Below are 23,873 nucleotides of genomic sequence, written 5' to 3'. Positions count from 1 at the left end.
GGTGTCTGAGTCGGTGTGACTTGAGCACGCAGGCTTGGTCACGATGACGGATATTTGAGCATCAAGTATGACGCAGCGCTGCTTGCATCACCTCAGTGTAACCGCGGTTACACTGATTTAAAGCTCATTTGCTCATCAAGGTTGAGAATCGTCAGCGCGTTGGACACACTGGTTGCAATCACATCAATGGCACCGGTACGCAAGGCCCCTAATAGCGCCAATGGCTTACTATTTTCTGCGGCAATGGCAATTACCTCAGCAATCGGTCTGAATTCTTCAATACTTAATCCGATAATTCGATCACTCATCGCCGTTTTGGCAATCTGCCCGTAAATATCAAAAAAATCATATCCGGCAAAATCACCGACAACCCCCTGCTCAAGACGAGACTGAACCACTTCCTGTGGTGTAAACCATCCTAAGTCCACCATATAACTGTTCTCACTCATATCGCCAATACCGACCAGCGCAACATCCGCTTTTCTCGCCAAGTCCAGCGTTTGCTTGATGGTATCATTTTCCATAAATGCCAGTTTCTGCGCTCGGTTCACGGCATATGCCGGTGCATAGAGGGTCTCCGATGTCCCCCCATATTTTTTTGCCAACTGGCGACAAATATGGTCTGCGTTAAACATGCCGCCCCGTGGGTGAATCCCACCCATACTGCAAACAAATTTGACATCCTTCGGTGAAATTACCCCCACATGGTGAGCAACAGCCGAGACATTTCTCCCCTGACCCACAGCGATCACCTGACCACTTTTGAGTGAACTGGATAAATAATTCGAAACCAGCCCGGCAATTTGTTGACGTTGTTGCGCCTCTTTTGGTTGATCCAAGGCAATGAGGGCACGCTTAATCCCAAACCGCTCAATCAATCGTTGCTCGACTTTTGCACTGAATACCGGATGATATTTCACCGTAATTTCGACAATGCCTTCATCCCGGGCTTGCTTCAGCATCCGCCCCACTTTGGCTCTGGAGATCGCATATTTCTTAGAGATCTCTTCCTGTGTTGCACCATCCTGATAATAGGCAACCGAAATCTCTGTCAGTAGATCCGAATCCTCAACGGATATCTCTTGCAACCCCGTCATATACACCTCCAATGCATCTGGCTCACAGCAGTAATGATTTACCCACTCAAGACAATTAAAGCGGCAGTAATATCATCATGAACAATGTTTACCTATATATCAAATGTTCAACAACAAGACAAATGCTCACAAAGAACTACCGTATTTTTAACTGAAAAATGATACTTATTTTAGGAAAAAACGATAAAATAACAGGAAAAACTCACCACATTTTCTGAATATCAGCACTACTTAGAATAAATTCATGATAGCCGTTGACTTTCTCAATCGTTCAGATAAATATGGACCTATCATTTACTCAACATTTGATCATATGTTCAGAGCAATGGTACAAATGTTGAAGATTTATCAAGCCAGCTCTTGAAACAGACACCCTCATAATGTCATGTTTGTCTTTCAGCTGTGCTTTTGCCCTAAAAGAGGATGATCGGAATATGAGCAATCAACTAGAACAACTTCGCAAATATACCACTGTCGTTGCTGATACCGGCGAGATTGATGCCATCAAAAAATATCAGCCCCAAGATGCAACAACGAACCCATCGTTGATTCTAAAAGCCGCCCAAATTCCTGAGTATGCAGCATTTATCGATCAGGCCGTCGCTTATGCCAAATCTAAAAGTGATGACAAAGCACAACAGCTTGAAGATACCAGTGACATGCTGGCAGTCACCATTGGTAAAGAGATCCTGAAAAGTATTCCCGGCCGTATCTCGACTGAAGTTGATGCACGCCTGTCTTACGATACCGAGAAGACCATTGAAAAAGCTCGCAAGCTCATCAGTCTGTATAACGATGCCGGGATCAGCAATGATCGCATCTTGATTAAAGTCGCTTCCACATGGGAAGGCATTCGTGCCGCTGAAGTGCTCGAAAAAGATGGTATCAACTGTAACCTGACCCTGTTGTTCTCTTTTGCGCAAGCCCGCGCTTGTGCAGAAGCCGGAGCTTACCTGATTTCACCATTTGTCGGCCGCATCATGGACTGGCACAAAGCGAAAGAAGGCCGCGACTTTGCAGCGAATGAAGATCCGGGTGTTCTCTCTGTCACGAAAATCTACAACTACTATAAAGAACATGGTTATGACACTGTCGTGATGGGTGCCAGCTTCCGTAATACCGGTGAAATCCTCGAACTCGCTGGTTGTGATCGCCTGACCATTAGCCCTCAATTACTCCAGACGCTGGAAGAAACCGAAAGCCAAGTCGATGTGAAACTCACTCCGGCAACTCGCGTTCAAGAACGCCCGCAACCAATGACTCACGCTGAATTCCTGTGGGAGCATAATCAGGATGCGATGGCAGTTGAGAAACTGGCTGAGGGGATTCGCAATTTCGCGATTGACCAAGGCAAGCTGGAAGTGATGATCAGCAAGCAGCTTTAAGACGATATTTGAGAGGACTGTACCCACAGTCCTCTTTCTATTTATACCGCTTTTTAATCTTTATATAATCTGTTGGAAAAAATTATGAACCGTAAACATCTCGCGAATGCAATCCGCGCGTTAAGTATGGATGGTGTTCAACAAGCCAATTCAGGTCACCCCGGCGCCCCGATGGGGATGGCGGATATCGCTGAAGTGCTGTGGCGCTCTCACTTGAACCACAACCCACAAAATCCGAATTGGGCTGACCGCGACCGTTTCGTGCTCTCTAACGGCCACGGCTCGATGCTCATTTATTCGCTGTTGCATTTGACGGGGTATGACCTGTCGATTGATGACCTGAAGAACTTCCGTCAGCTACATTCAAAAACACCGGGTCACCCGGAGTACGGCTATGCACCGGGGATTGAAACCACTACCGGGCCGCTCGGACAAGGCATCACCAACGCGGTCGGTATGGCCATTGCGGAAAAAGCGCTTGCCGCGCAGTTTAACCGTGAGCAGCACAATATTGTTGACCATCATACTTATGCCTTCCTTGGTGATGGCTGTCTGATGGAAGGAATTTCTCATGAAGCGTGCTCTTTGGCCGGTACTTTGGGGCTGGGCAAACTGATTGCGTTTTGGGATGACAACGGCATTTCGATTGACGGTGATGTGGACGGTTGGTTCACGGATGACACCGTGAAACGCTTTGAAGCGTACGGCTGGCATGTGATTCCGGCTGTCGACGGACATGATGCGGCGGCAATTGAAGCGGCGATTACCGCAGCCAAAGCGGAAACCTCACGTCCGACACTCATTTGTACCAAAACCGTGATTGGTTTTGGCTCACCGAACAAATCCGGCTCTCATGATTGCCACGGTGCGCCACTGGGTGCGGATGAAATCAAAGCGACACGTGAGCAACTGGGTTGGGAATATGGCCCGTTTGAGATTCCGGCTGACATTTATGCGCAGTGGGATGCGAAAGAATCCGGCGCAGCGAAAGAAGCGGCATGGGATGAGCAGTTCGCAACGTATCAGGCGGCTTACCCTGAGCTGGCGGCTGAATTCAAGCGTCGGGTCAATGGTGAACTGCCTGCGGAGTGGGAAACGCAAACCAGCCAAATTATTGCTGACTTGCAAGCCAATCCGGTTTCGATTGCTTCTCGTAAAGCGTCGCAAAACGCTTTGGAAGCCTTCGGCAAGTTACTGCCTGAATTCATGGGTGGCTCGGCTGACCTTGCGCCATCTAACCTGACCATGTGGTCTGGCTCGAAATCACTGACGACCGATGATGCATCCGGCAACTATATTCATTACGGTGTGCGTGAATTCGGCATGACGGCCATCATCAACGGGATTGCGCTGCATGGCGGTTTCATTCCTTACGGTGCGACCTTCCTGATGTTTATGGAATACGCGCGCAATGCAATGCGCATGGCAGCGCTGATGAAAGTGCAGAACATTCAGGTCTACACCCATGATTCCATTGGTTTGGGTGAAGACGGGCCGACCCACCAGCCGGTTGAACAAATTGCTTCACTGCGTCTGACACCGAACATGAGCACATGGCGTCCTTGTGACCAGGTTGAATCCGCGATGGCTTGGAAGTTGGCGATTGAACGCAAAGATGCCCCGACTGCGCTGATTTTCTCTCGTCAGAATCTGGCGCAACAAGCGCGTGATGCGGCTCAGGTGGCAAACATCGCCAAAGGCGGCTACATCCTGAAAGATTGTCAGGGCACCCCGGATTTAATTCTGATTGCCACCGGCTCTGAGGTTGATTTAGCCGTTCAGGCGGCAGCGGAATTAACAGCGAAAGGCAAGCAGGTTCGTGTGGTTTCCATGCCTTCAACCGATGCATTTGACCGTCAGGATGCCGCTTACCGTGAAGCGGTACTGCCAGCTTCAGTGACTGCACGAGTTGCGATCGAAGCGGGGATTGCGGATTACTGGTACAAGTATGTCGGCCTCAATGGTCGCATTGTCGGTATGAATAGCTTTGGTGAGTCGGCACCGGCTGGCGAACTGTTCAAACTGTTCGGCTTTACCGTAGATAATGTCGTGGAAGTGGCACTGTCTTTGGGGTAAACCTTTTTTAAAAACAGTGAATCAAACATCATGACAAAAACGCCAGCAAATTGCTGGCGTTTTTTTGAATCGTGACCCAATAAATAAACTAGCTTGGCAGAATAAAGAACAGTTCGACACGTCGGTTACACGCTTTCCCTTTTTGCGTCTGATTGGTACATGCCGGAATAACATCACCATACCCACGGGTGTATATCGAGTCGAGAGAAACACGATTATTCGCAATAATTCGTTTGACGGCTTCAGCTCGTTTTTTCGATAATTTATCATTGTAACGAGAATCTCCAAGGTCATCCGTATGCCCGTCAATCACCAACTCAAGACCGTATGCAGTTGCCAGATAGTTTTTGATTTTTTCTAACCAGAGCCGCGATTCCGGTCTCACATTCGCAGAACCAACCGCAAATTGAATGGTCCGCTTCACCCGAACAACCATAAACTGACCCGGTAAGACTTCGTAATCAATACGGTTCTTGAGCAAAAACCGTTGCAGTGATAGATAAGCGCTATCGGCTCTCTTCTGCCCTTGCGGCCCCTGAACACCAGAGCGCGTTGCTTTAGGGTGTTTCCCCCACTCAGGATAAATGACATCTGAGCTGTTCTTGGGCGCCCGGTCCAGCAAATTGTCATCAAACAAACGCTCAGTGACGAGTGAACCACACCCGAAAAGACTGAAGCTTAATAGATAAACGATAAACTTCATTGATTCACGATCCTCATTTCCGACATACTCACTTTATCGGCTAAATCATAAAAACTTTATAGCTGATTTTTCGACATTTGCCTGATTGTGAGACAACAAAGATTGCCTTTACCCGCTCTTTTCGATGAAATATATCTATCTGCAAGCTCCCAGACGAAAAACTCATTCAACAATACTTTCTCTCATCGGCAGCGTCTTCGAGTGATTGATTGTGGATGGGAGCATTGATTCAACCCAAGGAACAGATTCATCATGGATAAAAATTATATTTTTTCGCTCTTTATGTTTGTCATCGCCGCTATTTTTCTTTACCGGAACTGGAAACGAAGTCAGACAGCCGCAAAGAATATCAGTGAAGGAAAAGCATTTATGGAACAAAATGCACAACAGGCCGGCGTTGTGACAACAGAAAGCGGTTTGCAATATCAGATTTTGGAAGAAGGGACCGGCACGCAACACCCAATATCGACCAATAAAGTTACGGTGCATTATCATGGGACATTATTAAGCGGTAAAGTGTTCGATAGTTCAGTTGAACGCAAGAAACCGATTACTTTTGGCGTTAAACAAGTCATTAAAGGTTGGCAAGAAGGATTACAATTGATGGTTGTCGGCCAGAAAATGCGCTTATTTATTCCGGCAAAGCTAGCCTACGGTAATCGCGGCATTGCTACAATTCCTGCAGGCTCAACACTCATTTTTGACGTTGAACTCATCGATATTCAGTAGTATTTATTATCCGTCATACCAAAATCAAGAGAGCTGCTCATGCAGCTCTTATCATCATCAGTTCACATCGTTCGCGATGCAGCTCATGACGCCTTATTGATCAGTGGATAAAACACTAGCCCCTGCTCCGTGACTAAAAAACAATCCATCCCCGCAGCATGCGCAGCTTGTTTCCCAAGAATGGTATCTTCAAACACAACACACTCTTCCGGTTGCAGTTGAATTTGGTGGCAGGCTTTAAGAAACGTATCCGGATGAGGTTTATGATTTTCCACATCACTTGCGGTGATGACCGTGTCCAGTTTATCCAGCAATCCTGCATTTTTTAATAGTGACAGTGCATTATCCCGGTGACTACCGGTACCGACCGCAAGCTTCCTTTCTCCGTATGCTTGTTCGAGAATGTCACAGGTCAGTGCAATGCGCTGATATTGATAATCAAGTAAGCGAAACATATCCTGTTTAAATAGTGAAACATCGTGCGGGTTCAAACATAAACCAAACCGTCGGTTAATCTCACCGACAACTTTGATACTCGGCATGCCACCCATACTTTGCAGCCATTGTGCCGTGAAAGGAAAGCCAAAATGTTCCGATGCTTTTTTCCAAGACTCAACATGCGCTGGCATGGTATCAAGCAACGTCCCATCCATATCAAAAATCAGTCCTTTATATTGGGAAAGGTGGTTCAATAACTCTGGTTGAGAAACATGCTCAATGTGACATGGCCGGGAGGCGTGAGCAGCGGGTTCTGGCTGATTCATAAACTTCTTTCCTACTTCTTTCGTACTGGCAGCCACTTTTCTTATGAGAAAACAGACTAAAAATGGGCCCGCAGGCCCACTTGGTTTTATCCGATAGCAGACAGAATCGCCTGAGGTGTTTCCCAAGTGTAGATCCATTCCGGAACGTCACTACCACATGGAGAGTGCCAGATTCTATCCAGCGTATGTAAGCCCCCGAGGTGGTCATAAAATTCAATGGCCCGGATATTCTGTTCCATGACCTCAATATACACACCGCGATCAGAGAAATAGTGCTGAATCCATTCAGTGACGTCTTTCAGCAACAACTTTGCAATCCCTTTTCCCTGAAATTCAGAGGCAACATGCAACGATTCAATCACCGTACCTTTTTCAAAATCGTGATTCCCAAACGCACAAATAAAACCGCAAAGCTTACCCTTTTCTTCTGCCACAACCACATGCTGATTAATCGGTGGGTTAATTAATCTGGTTTGCCAGATTAAACGCCGATCTTCTTCAACCTCATCCTGAAGGTAATGAGCTTCCATCACTCCCTGATAATTCTTTTGCCAACTCTGAGCATGTAGTTCGGCAATTTTTTCAAAATCATTATATTCAGCTACTCGAATATCCATTTAATAGCCCTTCTAACTTCCTGTTAGCTCTGTTCTCTACATTTATACTGACATCATTTTACCCAAAAGCATAACATTCCGGTAAAATCTCTGACAGGGCAATCACCGTACGACGGCATCATTATTTTTGCAAGCAATCAACATCCTGCCGCAACACATTCAGTTTTTTCTACCGTGATATAGCTCAATTACATACAATTACTCGGGTTACACGCAATAGGAACCTAACGGCTCACAAAAGCGGTAATTGTTGTTCGGCAAGCCTGTCCCGCTTACTTTCATGTAAATGAATCATCAGAAAGATAATCAATGAAATCACAATGGCAACGAATGAAATATAGATCGCGTTGCGGAACCCATATTGTTGTGCAACGAAGCCCATTAATGAAGTACCACACATCGTGCCGACTGACATCGCGTTCGTATAGAAAGCAGAAACCTGCCCCACTCGCTTCGGTGCCGAGTCTTGTAGAAGCGTAATCCCCAAACCGACGAAAATTCCGTAAAAAAGGCCGTTTAACAATTGCAAAGCCAACAACCATTCTATGGTCGAAGCATATTGAATGCCGATATAAAAAAACATGGCAATGACAAAACCCACCATCATCAACGGCATTTTGCCGAAGCGGTGTGACCAAGATGCGGAAAGGAGCATCACGGGTATTTCTAATGCGGCAGTCAATCCCATAAAAATTCCCGGATATGAAACTGGCAAATCGAGTTCTTTGGTGATAAAGAGTGGCATCGCATTGATATAAGTGCTATTGGCCATGTTCGCAAATAAAATACCAATCCCAAGAAACCAGACTTTATAAGGAAAAGGGGGCACAGTTTCATGATGAGCGGTTTGGGAGGTCGCCGGTTTTGATGCAGACGGTAACAATCGCCATACCATCACAAAAACGAGCAGCGCAATAGTCGCAGCCAGAGTGAAGTTTGCCCGAAAGCCAAAAGTACCAACCGATGCAAAAGCCAGAGCCGGACCGACAATCCAAACCAGTGAAACCGAAGAACGCATCTGAGAATTAAGCTTGGTACTGTCCTTACCAGACTGCTCTGCGAAACGCCGAATCATTGCCAGTAGCAGCGGAATCGATGACGCACCAAATGCCATAAAGCACCAACCGACAATAATCGCCTGCCAGAATTGCGTCAGTAGAGAGAAACATAATGCCGCCAGACAAAGAAAGCCAATTGCGATCAGCAACAATGTTTTACTATTGATGCCTTTATCTGCCAAACGTCCTAATATCTGACTAATTAGAATGGTAGAAATTGCAGTACCCACTGTATAAATCCCGATATACATCGGTTCAATGCCTAAACCTTCGATAAGAAACAAGCTCATCACTGGTAAAATAAATGAGAAAGCCATTGCTGCTAGTCCATTTAACCAGAAATATACCCCTGAATTCCCTCTAAAAAGTTCAAACTTCATCCAATAATTCCTTTATGCTCAAAACATCGACAAGCTCTGAATCAACTCAATTCAGTAAGAAAACTGGGACGATTCATTTTCTATACAGATAAAAAAAGGAGAGCTAAAAGCTCTCCTTTTCGAAAACTGGGCTACAACTTTGAATTAAAGTGCGGCTTTTGCTTTCTCAACAAGCACAGCGAATGCTGATTTATCAAATACAGCAATATCAGCTAAGATCTTACGATCGATCTCGATAGATGCTTTCTTCAGACCGTTGATGAAACGGCTGTAAGACAGACCATTTTGGCGAGATGCCGCATTGATACGTGCAATCCACAGTTGGCGGAATTGACGTTTCTTGTTGCGACGGTCGCGATATGCATATTGACCAGCTTTAGTCACTGCTTGAAAAGCAACACGATAAACTCGAGAGCGAGCACCGTAGTAACCTTTAGCTTGTTTTAGAACTTTCTTATGACGTGCACGAGCTTGTACACCACGTTTTACGCGAGGCATTCTGCTTCTCCTAAACTAAACGAATTAAAAACTAAAAAAGAATTAAGCGTATGGCAACATACGTGCAACTGCAGCCACTTCACATTTAGGAAGGACAGAGTTTGGACGTAGCTGACGCTTGTTCTTAGTTGTACGCTTAGTCAGGATGTGACGTTTAGTCGCGTGCTTGTACTTAATACCACCAGCAGTTTTCTTAAAACGCTTAGCAGCACCTCTATTGCTTTTCATCTTAGGCATGATGAATAACTCCGCATTGTTTCGATTTTAATAACCATGTAATGAGGGCGAATAAAACCCCGCCGTACTCAGACAGCGGGGGCTTATTACTTGCAAGCCGGTCATTACTTCTTCTTAGGGGCTAACACCATAATCATTTGACGGGCTTCGATCCGACTAGGGAAAGATTCTACAACAGCAATATCTACTGTATCTTCTTTCAGACGATTCAAAACATCGACACCGATATCTTGGTGTGCCATTTCTCGGCCACGGAAGCGAATTGTTACCTTCACTTTGTTGCCTTCTTCAAGGAAACGTAACAGGTTGCGTAGTTTTACCTGATAGTCTCCAATATCAGTTCCAGGTCGGAATTTTACTTCTTTAATCTGGATCTGCTTTTGCTTTTTCTTCTGCTCTTTTGCAGCTTTGCTCTTCTCGAAGAGGAATTTACCATAATCCATCACACGACAGACAGGCGGCTCTGCATTGGGACTGATTTCAACAAGGTCCATACCGGCTTCTACAGCCGTATCAAGCGCTTCTTGAATTAAAACAATCCGCGATTCTTCACCCTCTGCTCCCGATAAACGGACTTCACGTACACCCCGAATTTCTCCGTTGATACGATGTTGGTTTTGTTTGGCCGGCACTTGGCCACGTCTTCCACCTTTAATAGTTTATTCCTCCAGATTGAGCTTACGGCTTAAGACTTCGGTCCGGACCAACTCAATGAAATCATCCAGCTTAAATTTACCTAAGTCTTTGCCTCTTCGTGTCCGTACTGCGATTTCGCCAGCTTCTACTTCCTGGTCACCACAAACCAGCATATACGGTACACGTTTCAAAGTATGTTCGCGGATTTTAAAGCCTATCTTTTCATTTCTCAAGTCTGCTTTTGCTCGAATTCCACATTTTTGTAGTTTTCGTACCGCATTCTGAACATAATCAGATTGTTTATCAGTAATATTTAATACGACCGCCTGCTCTGGTGCAAGCCAAGTCGGGAAAAATCCTGCATATTCTTCAATCAAAATACCGATGAACCGTTCCAGTGAGCCTAAAATTGCCCGGTGAATCATCACAGGCACCAGACGCTCATTGTTTTCACCGACATAAGTCGCGCCTAAACGGTTCGGCAGATTAAAATCGAGCTGCACTGTACCACACTGCCATGCCCGGTCAAGGCAATCATGCAATGTAAATTCAATTTTCGGCCCATAGAATGCCCCTTCGCCTTCCTGAATTTCATAATCAATATTCATTGATTTCAGCGAAAGCATTAATGCTTCTTCAGAACGATCCCAAATTTCATCACTACCAACCCGTTGTTCAGGGCGAGTAGAAAGCTTCACCGCGATGTTGTCGAAACCAAATGTCTGGTAAACATCATAGACCATTTTAATACAAGAAGTGACTTCTTGCTGAATCTGTTCTTCAGTACAGAAAATATGCGCATCATCCTGAGTAAAACCACGAACACGCATAATGCCATGCAGAGACCCCGACGGCTCGTTCCGATGGCATGAACCAAACTCAGCCATCCGCAACGGTAAATCACGGTAGGATTTCAGACCTTGATTAAAAATCTGTACATGGCCGGGACAGTTCATTGGCTTAATCGCGTACTCACGATTCTCAGAATTCGTTGTGAACATCGCTTCGGCATATTTATCCCAATGCCCTGAACGTTCCCACAGGACGCGATCCATCATCAGTGGACCTTTCACTTCCTGATAATCATATTCCGTCAGTTTTTCACGCACAAAAACTTCTAAGTCGCGGAAGACGGACCAACCGTTATGATGCCAAAACACCATTCCCGGCGCTTCCTGCTGCATATGGAATAAATCGAGTTGTTTACCGATTTTACGGTGATCGCGTTTAGCTGCTTCTTCCAGACGAGTCAAATGTGCACTCAAGGCTTTCTTATCATGAAAGGCCGTGCCGTAAATACGCTGCAACATTTTATTGTCGCTGTTACCACGCCAGTAAGCACCAGCCACATTCAGTAGTTTAAAATGCTGACAAAACCCCATATGAGGAACATGAGGGCCGCGGCACATATCAATATATTCTTCATGATGATAAAGGCCGGGACGATCATCACGCGCCACATTTTCGTCCAGAATTTCTATCTTGTATGGTTCCCCACGAGATTCAAACGCATCACGGGCTTCCTGCCAACTGACATTCTTTTTGACCACCTGATATTTGGTTTTCGCCAGCGCTTTCATTCGCGCTTCGATTTTTTCTAAATCTTCTTGCGACAATGATTGTTCTACATCGATATCGTAATAAAAGCCACTGTCGATCGTTGGACCAATCGCCATCTTGGCATCAGGATACAGTTGTTTGAGCGCATGTCCCAATAAGTGGGCACATGAGTGGCGAACGATTTCCAAACCATCAACGTCATCTTTTGCGGTGATGATTTCTAAGCTGGCATCGTTTTCAATGAGATCACAGGCATCAACACGAACACCGTTAACACGTCCGGCAATGGTTGCTTTCGCAAGACCTGCACCGATAGACAAGGCAACGTCTGAAACAGAAATTGGGTTTTCGAATTGACGTTGACTACCGTCAGGAAGAGTAATAATAGGCATGATTTATCCTTTACAGTGGTGTTGCGCACCAAGCAACACTTGCTTTATTAATTCGTACATTTTGTTTTTTCAGAGCAAAACGCGCGACATAAAAATAGTACCCATTTTGATGCAAATACGGATGCACCATCCTGAGTACCTGATCAACTATTCTAAATCAACGAGATGAAATCTCAACCCATTTATCAAACCGATGGATGATATTCTTTTGTCTCAGGTTCAGCCTTGCAAACCACCTCTTTGCGCTGACGTGTTTCCTGTGCGATCAGCTGATGGGCTTTCTGACTAATTTCATACATCTTTCTTTGTAGTACCGCTACGCCTTTATACTCCATCAATAATGTAGAAGATAGTGCCAGCACCGCCAGTTCAGCCTCATCAGCAATATACTCTAATTCTTTGATTTTTCTGTTCATAATAACCCTACACCTCACGTTGAATTTGTTTATTTTGCTATAGTGCAATAAATTTTATGAGATCTGCTACCAACAACTTTCAATTAGTCCGAAAAACAAACTGAGCAGCGAAAAAGGTTCAACAGGCGAACTACTCTCCCATCATAAAATCGGCAATAGAATCAATACCTTTAATGATAATATTGTTAACTATCATATGCGTTGTCTTAAGGATTGATTTTGCATCCCACTGTTATCTTCATTCGGAAAATATTAAAAAATAAAGGGCTCTCTTATGCGCAACTGGCAACTCTTTCCGGAATCGACGAATCCAAAATTAAACGTGTTCTATCCGGACGCCAGTCCATGACGCTAGAGATGCGAGATCAAATTATGCTGGTACTCGGCGTTGCTGAGATGACGCAAGCGGATCATCTCAACAACGCTGAATACCTGACCCTCTGGCATCAAATGCCGCCCAATCTCAAACAAGTGGTGTTATCACTGATGACTACGATCCGGTTTGAAACGCAGCATTCATAAAATGCTATCGATGAATTCTATACAAGCGGACTAATTGACTGGCCACTGTCCCGCAGAGCTTCCTCCGGCAACGATAACCTTGGCATTTTCTGTGATTTCATCAACAATCGCGTTTGCCAGTGCAGTGGCCAGTTCATCTGAGCGGGCATGTGTTCCTTCCGTTACAAATTTTTGCTCTTTCAGTTCCGTGATAATCCGTTTTTTTAATGATTTTTTACTCAGTGCCATTATTTTCCTGCCTTAACTGTTGAAGAGAAATCAGAATGTTTTTGACCGGTAAAGGCACAGATACAGTCGCCCTGCACAACACCACTGCCACCATTCATCGTGATCAAGTCTGCGGTAAAACGCATATTGGTCGCTGAGGCTTCCCAGTCTTTTTCAATCACTTCCAGCCGGTTCCCCATCACTTTTAGCCGCTCATCAAGTTGAATGACGGTGTTCCGCAGCTGGCCAACCGTGGTAATCCAGTCTCCGGCAGTTGCCATATGCAAATTGCCGAGACTACCAAGTTCCAGATTATCTCCGGCCAGCAATTCAACCGCGCCCAAAGCCTCAATCTGTTTCTTACCCGAGATATTTTCCTGACTATGTTCCCGGATATCCAACTGATGCTGACCGAATGCGCCCTGATAATGCTGTGCCTGATCCTGTATCTGCTCCGCTGCTCGCATCATCTGTTGATCGGTTCTATCGGTGATATTCCCGGCAGCGTCGATCCGTCGACTGACTTCATCTCGCTGTTGCTGTAATTGCTCTCCGGGCTCAATCGATGGCAGCATATAATTGAGACCATAAACTCCCCGAATGATCGGCCGATCACTGCGCCCGTAAGCAAAAGCGATTTCCACCAACATACCTTCGAGCGGATACGCCAGTAACCCCGATTCAACACCGCCCATCGCGATCGGCAACGGAATTGAGCGATAGACCGGCACAGAATAATCGGGCTGAAGATCCGCATCCAACATCTGCACATCAACCGCATAACGTGGCCGAAATGAATCTGCGATCTTCCCTTGCGGCACCGCATCACGAACCGCTTCAACCCGGCCGAACAACGGCAAATGATATCCTGCCGAGAGTTCAGGAAACTCATTATAGATCTGCTGTTTCTGTGCTGCGGCTTCACTACTGACGGGGTGCCAGTAAGCCGTCATCTCATCTTCGATCAGATCAACCCGCGTGATCCGGTGACCATTCATCACTCTGCCGGGTCGCAGCATCGGATATGGCACAAACGTAACACTATTACTCGTCTGACGAGAAGTGAACTCAGCCGGAACCGACATCGGTTTTCCGGCAAAGCGGCTATCGGCATAGCTACCCACATAAATGTTCTGATCGGTATCCTGACACCAAATACAGTCTTCGATTGCAAATGCTTTGCCCAGCGCATCCAAACATTGATAGCCATTTCCCTGATGCACAAAGTTAGGAATCATTTGCCGCATATAGTCGGTATCCGGATATTTAAAATCCAGTCCGGTCAGTAAAGCCAGTTGATCAAGCACATCAATCGCTGTCGGATGCTCAAGACTGATTGGCCACCGCTGGCTGAGAATTCCGGCATTTTCTTTGACCGTAATCTTGAAGAAGCCATTTTCTGCCGGTTGGATTTTATCAATATAACCTTCAAAAAAGATAAATAGGTCATGCTCATAGCCGATATCCAGCCGAACCAGTTCGAACCGTTCCGGGGCGTGTTCAGCCTGAATGGTGAAAATGGCCTTGCTACCCAGCGACAGTTTCAGACTGATCATCTGTCGGGCGAGAGATACCTCTTCCCCGGAAATATAGAGCCGTTTTTCCAAATTCATCGGGTCGCCTCCTTATTCTGTTTCAATGACTGTTGAAACCGAGAACTCTGAATCGGTTTGGCTTTGGTCTGTTCTGTTTGCCGCTGATTTTGTTGCAATGACTGCTGAAGACGAGGATTCTGAGTCGGCTTGGCTTTGGTTTTTTCTTTTTGCCGTGTCTCTTTTTGCTCTGCGACACTATTCGATTCTTTCAGCTGAAAAGAGACCTTCCAGGCCATCATATTTTCCTGTTGGGTTGCAGAAAAACGGCCGGAGAATCTGACATTCTTGATTTTAAACGCATTCGCCATCTCTTCGACAATCGTATAGACCATGCGATTACCCTTATCGTCCTTTGCCGAGCTCATGGTTTGCAATTCTTCCAGCTTGCGAATGTGATGAAAAGCAATCAGACCGGAGACATTGAGTGTTGCGGCTTTATCACCCTGTTCCGCTTCTTGCGTGCCAGACGACTGAGCACTCATATCTTTGCTTTTTAATTCCCGTTCAAAGCTGACGGTAAGATTCTTTAATCCAAATGTCTGATTATTTAAGGCGAACATAGTAGCTCCTCGAAGAATGGCATCGGAGATGCACTGAGTATTAAACTGGCAACCGCATAGCGATGATAATTGGGCGGCAACATCTCCGCTAACTGATGACTTAAGCTTGCCAGTTCACCCGTTAAAGCAACCGACCAAACTTGTGCATTCATTGTTTGCATTGCCTGGAGCGTGTCGCTGACCGTTTGCAGTGTCGATTGACGTTTTTCCGCCAGTTGACGGAGCTTGCCAATAACATTAACCCGATCACTGGCCAGTGATTCCAACGTTGCAATGTGCGTTCCCAGCGCAGCATTCATGTCGGCAAATGGCGTCGTCGACACAGGCGCCACCGGTTTAAACCGAGGCTGAATAATGGCCGCCGGTTTGCGTAATTTTTCGTGGTCTGCGGCCAGTAACGACTCTGTGTGACGCTGGGCCTGACACCATTCAGGCAGCGGCATTACGGTCGTCACACGCTGAAGCTGCTCGGCAAACTGCTGTCGGGTCGGAGCCGTCAACATCACCACAATCGCGTGAAGCTGACCATTGGGTCGGTGCGTATCTGCATAGTCTCTGAGCTTTTCAGCCAGGCGCTTAACCGCAGCATCGGTATCAAGAATCTCTCCGGATTCCGATTCCCCCCCGACCTGAAACTGATACGGCGTCACCGTCAGCACTTGCCCCTGACTGAGTAAACGATCCAGTTCCGTGCGCAAATTCAGCAATGCCTGAGCATCTTGACTGAGTGGGTGACGGCCGAAAGCTGCGTCACTTTCCAGTGCCGCTAAGCGCTCTTCGCCATGATCAGCACCGACTTGCTCGATCACCGAGGACGCGCGGATTTGAATCTCGTTGGCCGATGTTGGCCATGTGAGTGATGATTGAGTCCACATCATCAGCGCCCCCCCGTAGGCCGATTCGGACGCACATCGCCCACCAGTATCGGATTGCCTGTGTCGTCAGTGCTGGTGTAATCACGTAGCGCAATCGCATAGGCATACCAGTCTTCAGCGGTCAGTTGCTGCCTTTTGGTATCACCGGTGGCGTGATACTTGAGCTGGATATCTACATCAGCCAGTTCTTTTTGAACCCATTGGTATTCAGATTCTGCTATCTCTCTTTTCTGGGAAGCGCTATCAATCACCCAATCGCTAATCTTGCTATCCCAATAACCATGCAAAGGCCGAGGCTTAAGTGTCCACTCTTCCGGAATAGGTCCGAGAATATTGTGAACTTTTGTCGAATGATTGGTTGTATGAGTAATTAATGATCCGCGATAATCCTCAATATATTTTGTGCCATTCTTATTTTTGAAAGCAACAACGGCAAATCCAGATTTAGGTTTTCGAGGACAAACCGTAATTGCATTGGTTGGAATATGATATATACCCCCACGCTTTAAAGCCTCTGTTGCAACGGTAGAAACTTCTCTTGTTACTGTGTCAAATTGCCAGTATTTCATCGTGAATCCTCTATATATAAATGGCCATTGGACGAGCGATATTACGAACCCTCAACCGAGCAAAATCTGATGTTATATTCGCTGTCTCAAGACTTTTTGCCCCAGAAGTGATCACTTTTGAATTTCGATCATTATTATCAAGCGCAGCGAAATTTGCTGATATTGAATCAGTTGCCTTATCAAATTCAAAACCTAAAACTTTTTTGTGTTTTGCCGACCTTAAATTAGGGACCAGAATATTATAACCATCACCATCTCCCACAAATGCTGATGAATTCTGCCATGAGTTAATACTGCGCTCAGAATCAACGCCCCTCCCTTGATCAAGCACACGCAAAAACTCACCGCGGATTTCACCTGTGTTGATCGTATCTCCGGTCACCAGATGTGGATATGCTCTGGCTAAGCGCCAGTAAACTGAAATAGGTAAGTCAGCATTAATTTCCATAACCGCTTCTTCTGGAGGGGTCGTATCAAGCCAGAAAAAGGGTTGCCCTACTTTTCCACCATATGGGATCCACCAAAATGGCGCTGACGGATCTGACCACCCATCATGTCGATTTAATAGATCTTCCGGGTCTTTCCCGACACAAGTCATATTCGGGCCTGCGTACATTTGCCAGAATTTTCGCTCACCGGTACCAGAATCATAGGTCGTGCATACATCACCAGTTCGATAGATTCGATCTGATTGATATGGGGCGAATTGAGCGTTGAGATTTGTCAGGACAGACGTCCATTCATTCTGTACCGAATGATAGAAAAAGAGCGCTGGTTCCTGCTGACTGCCTGACCCCGCAATAATCGAGTAATAACCATCCGGGTGATGAATTTTCATCCCCTGACATTCTGCTAGTGTTCCCGTCATCAGATGAGAGGCAAAGTGAAGAAATCCCGTCGGTGCTGCATCTAATACTGCATTATCCGTAATCATCCCCAAATCGGCAGACTGACCAAATCCCCCGAACTGATCCAATGCCTGCTTCAACTGCCGCGGAGAGATCACGCCAGTCCCTTTCCCGGCTTTCACATTCCCGTCAGTCGCGAGACTCACGACCCCTTTTCTGGTTGTGGCCGCGTTTGGCAGCTTGCGCTCATCAATGCCTAAATGTCTGAGATCAGTCACACTCCCATTCGCTTTCACGGAGGCAATCTGAGTCACATAATGTTGTGTGTCGTGGTCCATATAGTCGGTTAATGGAGTGGCACTCACAACCAATTGCCACTGCGTTGTCCAACGACTCAGCACATTCCCTTGCCAACTTGCATCCAAATATATCCCGTCACCGACTTGCACATTCGGAAGGATTGTTTGCGTGTCATTGACACAACGCAATCCGCCCACATAACCGACACCGGGAGAGCACAAATAATCACTGCCCGACACTTTGACCTGAAATCCACTGCCAAAAAATGACGCATCGCCAAACAGATCCCAACATGCCAAGTGTAAGTCGTTATCCATACCATACAAACGGGCCTGATAATCGATCTGCCAACTCTCCGGTGTCACATCAATATTTGCGACAGTGGCAGCCCCTGAATATTGCTGCACGCAGGACCGAACACTCGACATCTCCGGCTCTTTGGTCTCTGTCAGTTTGTGCACAACCAAACCGCATGAATTGGCGGTCTGTTTGTCATGCAGATAAATGGCATTAAATGTAAATGCCTTGACCGTACCGGGAATGACGACCGAATAAATAACAGAATCATCATTCAGTTTCGCCTGCTGCGTAATATCCTGTTGGTAGACCCAATAAGACGGGTCCGGCAATCCCAGATGACGATCAATGGCCTGTTCCGGGTCCAAATCGGGTAGATAAGCAAAGATCATTTCATTCATATCCGGGGCTTGCCCGTTGATAATCCGATCTTGCAGGTAACGCTCAAATTCCAAAGGAATCACAACCTGACTCATGATAAAAACCTTTTTTGATGAGCTGAGCGATGAAAACATCAAGCTATATTTATAAAGCTCTGTTTATAAAGTTGAATTTGCACCGCTCAGCATGGTTAACCGTATTGTGTGCTCTGCGCTCAGCGGGAAGAGAGTCGATTCAACAGCCGTCGCATCGCTCCGGGCTTCGCTTGCGCAGAGTGTGTCTGTTCATCGATGACGGATGATGACGCTTCAGATAGCTCCGACAGCATTGTTGGCGTCGCTTCAGTATCGTCACCTGGCTCTTCAGGAATCGCCTCAACAGCCCAGCGATCATGCTCTGCCAGATAACGGCACTGCTGGGTCGCGCTATCGAATTCCGGCAGCGGTGTAAATGTGGCACATTGCGGTTTGATATAGTGATCGTAGCCGTATTCAATGAAAGCCAGACTGGTACCGGCGAACAAACCAGTCTCATATGAATAATGATAAGCGGTAATTTTTTTGTTCATGCTTATAGCCATCCTCTGAAAATTTTCACCGAAATATTTGCCGTATACGGGCGGTTTTCATCAGCAGTTGGTACAACTCGAGAGGCATCGAATGTGTGCAAATAAACTCTGGCTCCACCATCGGTTAAATTTGATGGTGAAATGTTAGATACCGCCACACTAATTGCACCAGATGTAGCAAAACCGTCTTTATGTGGAATACCATCAATGCTTCCATAAATATTCCGAATTGCATCGCCTTGTGTTGCACCATGTGCCACACCCGATTTCGCACCACGCCGGAAATGTCCCAGATGGAAATTCGGCAAGGTAAACGTTGTTGAACCATCGCCATCACCAAAATAGGCGGCATACTTCATCGGGTCAGCATCTTTGTTCGTCTGTTCAATGATCAGCTCGGCATCCTGAGCGTATTGCCACAAAATTGCGTCGGTGGTGCGGGAAACTTCGCCTCCGTTGGCATTCAACCAACCGGGGCGAGGTGCTGCGATTTGAAAATCAGCAATCATGCCGACAAAACTCCGCTGGATATCATTGTCGGTTGTCATTCTCCGCCATGAGCCTGATACAGAATGATATAAAAACACACTGGGGTTATTGTGATTGTCAGATCCGGCAATCACAGAATAATACCCCTCCGGATGTTGGATTTTGATGCCCTGACTCTCTTGTTGAGAGCTCGCTGAAAAATGGAGTAGCCCGGTCGGCGCGGCATCTAATTGTGCATCATCTGTGACAACGCCTAAATCCACCGCTGAACCAAATGTACCAAACTGATCGAATGCCTGCTTCAACTGCTGCGGAGACACCACACCACGCCCTTGTCCGGCATTGACTTGTGCATCACTCGCCAGCACAACCGCCCCTTTGGATTGGCTCGTTGCATCAGGAAGATTGTGCTCATCAAGCCCCAAATGACGGCGATCCGTCACACGACCGTCTGACTCAATCCGGGCAATTTGCGTCACATAATGCTGAACGCCATTAGCAACATAGTCGGTCAGAGCCGTGGTACTGGCCGTGAGTTTCCAGTTGCTGCGCCAACGGCTTACCACTTCTCCTTGCCAACTCACATCGAGGTAAATTCCGGACGCGGGCGCTACATCGGCAATGTCGGTCTGCCCGTGATTAACACAACGCAGCCCCGCAACATAGCCCGTCCCGGCAGCACAGACATATTTGCCCCCCACAAATTTGACCAGAAAACCATCCGCCAAAAACGAAGCTGCGCCAAACAGGTCAGAACATGCCAAATGTAAATCGTCATCAATCCCATACAAGCGCGCCTGGTAATCGATCTGCCAGCTTTCCGGCGTCACATGAATGTTCGCCGCAGTGGCGGCACCGGAATATTGCTGCACGCAAGAACGGATACTCGACATCTCCGGCTCTTTGGTTTCCGCAGTTTTGTGTACCGCCAAACCACAAGAATGCTCAGTATGCTTGTCATGCAAATAAATGGCATTAAAGGTAAACACTTCAATCTCACCGGCGATCACTACCGAGTAAATGACAGCATCATCATTCAACTTTGCCTTTTGGGTAATATCTTGTCGATGTACCCAATAAGACGGATCCGGCAGCCCCAGATGACGATCAATCTCTTGCTCCGGATCCAAATCCGGCAGATAAGCAAAGATCATCTCATTCATATCCGGGGCCTGCCCGTTGATCAGCCGATCTTGTAAATAGCTTTCAAATTCCAGAGGAATAACAACTTGACTCATAATAAACCTTTTTCTTGAACACGATGCAGAAAGGGATGACAGCATCCGAAATATCTGTCAGCTGCCTTATCGTTATCGTGTTTTGAATGACATGATGATTGTGATCACACCCTCAGCGAGGCTTCACTTTGTTCAGTACACGTTGCATCATGGTCGGTTTGGGTGGTTCTTCAACCGACTCGGGATACGACACAACGGGACGCTCACCAAACGGAAAACCATCACTTTCCGGGTAATCGCACAGCAGTTTTCGATAGCCGAGCAAGCCTAAATACTCGGTCTCACTCAGCGGAGAAGTCCGGTAATGTTGCTCATAGTTCTGATCTTTTTCGTACTGGTCGATGCGATCGAGTACATTGCGAAGCTGCTCATCACGCCAGTTTTTCTCGATTGACATTTTATAGTGACGCTCTTTCTCGACGTCATAGACCCATGTATCCGAGCTGTCATCCCAGGCATCGAATAAATCGGGAGCAATCAATGTATGAGTTTCAGCAACCGCACCTAACTCGGTGATTTGATAATCTGCGTCCGTATCACTCGCTCGGAGCTTGACATAAGCAATCTCACCCCGATGGTCTGCCACTTGCTGCCATTGGTTATCCATCAAGCGAACAACGTAACCATCCTCTGGCGGTGGTGGTACCTCAAAGGTACAATCTGCCGGCAGATCAAAATACGGTTCAGTAATGGTGTGCTCATGACCTTCATGATCCCAATAAGACATCCCAATCCGGTTGCGATAAATTTTCCACACACCGTCCTTATATAAAACGGCTTGAGAACGTGGGTCATAATCTGGTGGTGGTGCTGTAATCGCGTTTCCTGGATATGTCCCGTCAGGCACGCCAATGGTGAATGCTGCACCGGTGTCCGAGTAATAGGTCTTTGCCGCCATATTCTCAATTTCTGCCGACCATGTGCCACTTTCAGGATGAAAACGCGCTGTTTTTCCGGCAGCCGACGGACGATACACAGTCGGCGTGCAGTCTTCCCCAAGGGCTGTCCCTGCAGCCACATGCTCAACACCATTACCCATCCACCATCCGTGACCATCGATATATGAGACCTCGATGTGTTGAGATTCAGTCATAAAAGCATTCATTATCCTAACCTCACAATCCAGTTATACTTACGGTTTTTAATCGTGTTTTCTTCTGCACCATAAGCTTCAATATTGATCGGGTGCGTATGTTCACCAGAGATTGAAGTACCACCAACCCAGTTATGCTTGGCATCAAAATAAATATTATATTGTCCGGATCCCCCCGCAGCCGAGTTACCATTATTCGTCGTTTTGCTAGCAGAAAAAGCACCATTGGCTCCAATTACCGTACTGACACCAGACTGAACCCCACTAAGCATACCGTAAATATTCATATTACCGCGATAGTGATAGTGTGCACCCGCGTTAGCCATCGTACCTGTATGTCCGTGCCGTTTAACCTGATCGGCTTCATAAGAAAGCACTGACTCCTCATCTTTCTTACCGACAATCGCCAGCCCGCGCATATCCGGCAAAATCCCATCGGTGTATAAAGCAGCCAGTACCGGATAAACTTTTGTATCAAACGCCTGTCCTTTCATGATCGCCCATCCCGCGGGCGCGGTATCTGTCGGCCATGGTTGGGGGACTCCGACCGGACACATGCTGTTCGCATGATCCGCCATCAGCACATCTGTCCATTTCTTGCCAGACGAGTGATACATAACCAAGGCATTGTTACCTGCGTGATATCCGCCGGCAATCACTGAGTAATCACCACTGGGATGCCGAACTTTCATCCCCTGATACTCGATTTGCGTGCCGGAGATCAGACTGGAGGCAAAATGAATCAACCCGGTCGGGACAGAATCGAACGCCGCATTGTTTGCAATAACGCCTAAATCAATGGCGGTACCAAAACTGCCAAACTGGCCCAGTGCTTGTTTCAATTGCTGCGCAGATAGAACACCAGTTCCCTGCCCCGTATTCGCTTGATGATCAGTTGCTAAAATGACGGCACCTTTTGCAAGACTCGTCGCATCCGGAAGCTTGTTCTCATCCAGCCCTAAATGCCGCAAATCCGTCACGCGACCATCCGTTTCAACCCGGGCAATTGGCGTAACATAGTGCTGAATACCGTCTTCAACATAATCGGTTAATGGGGTGGTACTCGCGACTAATTGCCAGTCCGTCGTCCAGCGACTCACCACTTGTCCCTGCCAACTGGCATCCAAATAAATGCCGGCACCGACCTGAACATCGATGATGTTAACCTGATGGTCATTGACACAACGCAGACCGGCAACATAACCGGTTCCGGCTGCACAGACATACTGACCATCAACCGCCTGAACCAAAAAACCATCGGCAAAGAATGACGCCTTCCCAAACAGGTCCAAACATGCCAAACGTAAGTCGTCATCCATCCCATATAAACGGGCCTGATAATCGATCTGCCAGCTTTCTGGTGTTACGGTAATCTTGGCTGCCCTTGCAGCTCCGGAATATTGCTGCACGCAAGTGCGGACACTCGACATCCCCGGTTCTTTGGTTTCCGCGCTTTTGTGCACCACCAGACCACAAGAATTCGCAGTCTGTTTGTCATGCAGGTAGATCGCATTAAAAGTAAACGCTTCAACCTCACTGGGTATCACGACTGAATAAGCCACGGAATCATCGTTCAGTTTCGCTTTCTGGGTGATATCCTGCCGATACACCCAATAACTCGGCGCCGGTAGTCCTAAATGGCGATCAATCACTTGCTCCGAGTCCAAATCCGGCAGATAAGCAAAGATCATCTCATTCATATCCGGGGCCAGACCGTTGACCACTCGATCTTGCAGATAGTTTTCAAAGGCCAAAGGAATTGCTACTTGACTCATCATCGCCC

24 protein-coding genes are annotated in these 23,873 nt (G+C 46.8%); 4 read left to right on the top strand and 20 right to left on the bottom strand.

Features of this window, described 5'->3' with window-relative positions; translation table 11 throughout:
• Positions 1–107: 107 nt before the first annotated feature.
• Positions 108–1,097, bottom strand: coding sequence for a sugar-binding transcriptional regulator (locus OCU60_RS20260; RefSeq protein ID WP_074374892.1), 990 nt, complete (start codon positions 1,095–1,097; stop codon positions 108–110).
• Between the two features lie 434 nt (positions 1,098–1,531).
• Between OCU60_RS20260 and tal the strand changes: the two genes are divergently transcribed.
• Both tal and tkt read left to right on the top strand, forming a co-directional pair.
• Positions 1,532–2,482 (top strand): transaldolase, encoded by a 951-nt coding sequence (gene tal, locus OCU60_RS20255; RefSeq protein ID WP_074374893.1) that lies wholly within the window; start codon positions 1,532–1,534, stop codon positions 2,480–2,482.
• An 84-nt stretch (positions 2,483–2,566) separates the two neighbouring features.
• Complete coding sequence (gene tkt, locus OCU60_RS20250; protein WP_074374894.1) at positions 2,567–4,558, top strand: transketolase; 1,992 nt, start codon at positions 2,567–2,569, stop codon at positions 4,556–4,558.
• Between the two features lie 88 nt (positions 4,559–4,646).
• On the opposite strand, the gene OCU60_RS20245 is transcribed toward tkt, so the two are convergent.
• Complete coding sequence (locus OCU60_RS20245; RefSeq protein ID WP_074374895.1) at positions 4,647–5,261, bottom strand: OmpA family protein; 615 nt, start codon at positions 5,259–5,261, stop codon at positions 4,647–4,649.
• Positions 5,262–5,513: 252 nt separating this feature from the next.
• Between OCU60_RS20245 and OCU60_RS20240 the strand changes: the two genes are divergently transcribed.
• Positions 5,514–5,990: an FKBP-type peptidyl-prolyl cis-trans isomerase gene (locus tag OCU60_RS20240; protein WP_074374896.1), complete on the top strand. Its 477-nt coding sequence runs from the start codon at positions 5,514–5,516 to the stop codon at positions 5,988–5,990.
• Positions 5,991–6,073: 83 nt separating this feature from the next.
• On the opposite strand, the gene OCU60_RS20235 is transcribed toward OCU60_RS20240, so the two are convergent.
• From OCU60_RS20235 to OCU60_RS20200, 8 genes are all read right to left on the bottom strand, one after another.
• Positions 6,074–6,754, bottom strand: a complete 681-nt coding sequence (locus OCU60_RS20235; protein ID WP_083602763.1) for a beta-phosphoglucomutase family hydrolase — start codon at positions 6,752–6,754, stop codon at positions 6,074–6,076.
• Between the two features lie 86 nt (positions 6,755–6,840).
• Complete coding sequence (locus OCU60_RS20230; protein ID WP_074374897.1) at positions 6,841–7,371, bottom strand: GNAT family N-acetyltransferase; 531 nt, start codon at positions 7,369–7,371, stop codon at positions 6,841–6,843.
• Between the two features lie 232 nt (positions 7,372–7,603).
• Positions 7,604–8,809 carry a sugar efflux transporter gene (locus OCU60_RS20225; RefSeq protein ID WP_074374898.1) on the bottom strand — a complete coding sequence of 402 codons (1,206 nt, stop codon included), beginning with the start codon at positions 8,807–8,809 and terminating at the stop codon, positions 7,604–7,606.
• Positions 8,810–8,953: 144 nt separating this feature from the next.
• Positions 8,954–9,307, bottom strand: coding sequence for a 50S ribosomal protein L20 (gene rplT, locus OCU60_RS20220; RefSeq protein ID WP_021019837.1), 354 nt, complete (start codon positions 9,305–9,307; stop codon positions 8,954–8,956).
• Positions 9,308–9,349: 42 nt separating this feature from the next.
• Positions 9,350–9,544, bottom strand: coding sequence for a 50S ribosomal protein L35 (gene rpmI, locus OCU60_RS20215; protein WP_074374899.1), 195 nt, complete (start codon positions 9,542–9,544; stop codon positions 9,350–9,352).
• 104 nt (positions 9,545–9,648) lie between these two features.
• Positions 9,649–10,176, bottom strand: a complete 528-nt coding sequence (gene infC, locus OCU60_RS20210) for a translation initiation factor IF-3 (RefSeq protein ID WP_261854760.1) — start codon at positions 10,174–10,176, stop codon at positions 9,649–9,651.
• A 27-nt stretch (positions 10,177–10,203) separates the two neighbouring features.
• Entirely contained in the window at positions 10,204–12,132 is a 1,929-nt protein-coding gene (gene thrS / locus OCU60_RS20205) for a threonine--tRNA ligase (protein ID WP_074374901.1), read from the bottom strand.
• Positions 12,133–12,317: 185 nt separating this feature from the next.
• On the bottom strand, positions 12,318–12,548 hold the full coding sequence (locus OCU60_RS20200; RefSeq protein ID WP_074374902.1) for a hypothetical protein: 231 nt from the start codon (positions 12,546–12,548) through the stop codon (positions 12,318–12,320).
• 219 nt (positions 12,549–12,767) lie between these two features.
• Here OCU60_RS20200 and OCU60_RS20195 point away from each other — a divergent pair, with 219 nt between their 5' ends.
• Positions 12,768–13,070: a helix-turn-helix domain-containing protein gene (locus OCU60_RS20195; RefSeq protein WP_074374903.1), complete on the top strand. Its 303-nt coding sequence runs from the start codon at positions 12,768–12,770 to the stop codon at positions 13,068–13,070.
• 30 nt (positions 13,071–13,100) lie between these two features.
• Here OCU60_RS20195 and OCU60_RS20190 read toward each other — a convergent pair whose 3' ends face one another.
• The 10 genes from OCU60_RS20190 to OCU60_RS20145 all read right to left on the bottom strand — a co-directional run bounded on the left by OCU60_RS20190 (position 13,101) and on the right by OCU60_RS20145 (position 23,868).
• Positions 13,101–13,298, bottom strand: a complete 198-nt coding sequence (locus OCU60_RS20190) for a hypothetical protein (RefSeq protein WP_074374904.1) — start codon at positions 13,296–13,298, stop codon at positions 13,101–13,103.
• Positions 13,298–14,890: a hypothetical protein gene (locus OCU60_RS20185; protein WP_074374905.1), complete on the bottom strand. Its 1,593-nt coding sequence runs from the start codon at positions 14,888–14,890 to the stop codon at positions 13,298–13,300. The genes OCU60_RS20190 and OCU60_RS20185 overlap by 1 nt, the downstream gene beginning before the upstream one ends.
• A complete protein-coding gene (locus OCU60_RS20180; RefSeq protein ID WP_074374906.1) occupies positions 14,887–15,432 on the bottom strand; it encodes a baseplate complex protein in 546 nt (181 codons plus the stop codon). Before OCU60_RS20180 ends, OCU60_RS20185 begins: the two co-directional genes overlap by 4 nt.
• Complete coding sequence (locus tag OCU60_RS20175) at positions 15,420–16,310, bottom strand: hypothetical protein (RefSeq protein WP_083602764.1); 891 nt, start codon at positions 16,308–16,310, stop codon at positions 15,420–15,422. Before OCU60_RS20175 ends, OCU60_RS20180 begins: the two co-directional genes overlap by 13 nt.
• Entirely contained in the window at positions 16,310–16,876 is a 567-nt protein-coding gene (locus OCU60_RS20170; RefSeq protein WP_074374907.1) for a hypothetical protein, read from the bottom strand. Before OCU60_RS20170 ends, OCU60_RS20175 begins: the two co-directional genes overlap by 1 nt.
• 10 nt (positions 16,877–16,886) lie before the next feature.
• The gene (locus tag OCU60_RS20165) at positions 16,887–18,797 is read right to left on the bottom strand and encodes a phage tail-collar fiber domain-containing protein (protein WP_074374908.1); all 1,911 of its coding nucleotides are present in this window, start codon (positions 18,795–18,797) and stop codon (positions 16,887–16,889) included.
• 119 nt (positions 18,798–18,916) lie between these two features.
• Positions 18,917–19,270: a hypothetical protein gene (locus tag OCU60_RS20160; protein ID WP_074374909.1), complete on the bottom strand. Its 354-nt coding sequence runs from the start codon at positions 19,268–19,270 to the stop codon at positions 18,917–18,919.
• 2 nt (positions 19,271–19,272) lie between these two features.
• The gene (locus OCU60_RS20155; protein WP_074374910.1) at positions 19,273–20,997 is read right to left on the bottom strand and encodes a phage tail-collar fiber domain-containing protein; all 1,725 of its coding nucleotides are present in this window, start codon (positions 20,995–20,997) and stop codon (positions 19,273–19,275) included.
• Positions 20,998–21,109: 112 nt separating this feature from the next.
• Positions 21,110–22,090 carry a hypothetical protein gene (locus OCU60_RS20150; protein WP_139302163.1) on the bottom strand — a complete coding sequence of 327 codons (981 nt, stop codon included), beginning with the start codon at positions 22,088–22,090 and terminating at the stop codon, positions 21,110–21,112.
• Positions 22,091–22,101: 11 nt separating this feature from the next.
• Positions 22,102–23,868 carry a tail fiber protein gene (locus OCU60_RS20145; protein ID WP_159439497.1) on the bottom strand — a complete coding sequence of 589 codons (1,767 nt, stop codon included), beginning with the start codon at positions 23,866–23,868 and terminating at the stop codon, positions 22,102–22,104.
• Positions 23,869–23,873 lie beyond the last annotated feature (5 nt).

Origin of the sequence: Vibrio spartinae (genome assembly GCF_024347135.1) — a bacterium.
GTDB lineage: Bacteria > Pseudomonadota > Gammaproteobacteria > Enterobacterales > Vibrionaceae > Vibrio > Vibrio spartinae.
The sequence above is the reverse complement of the archived record's forward strand: the minus strand, read 5'-3'. Positions and strand labels throughout refer to the sequence as shown.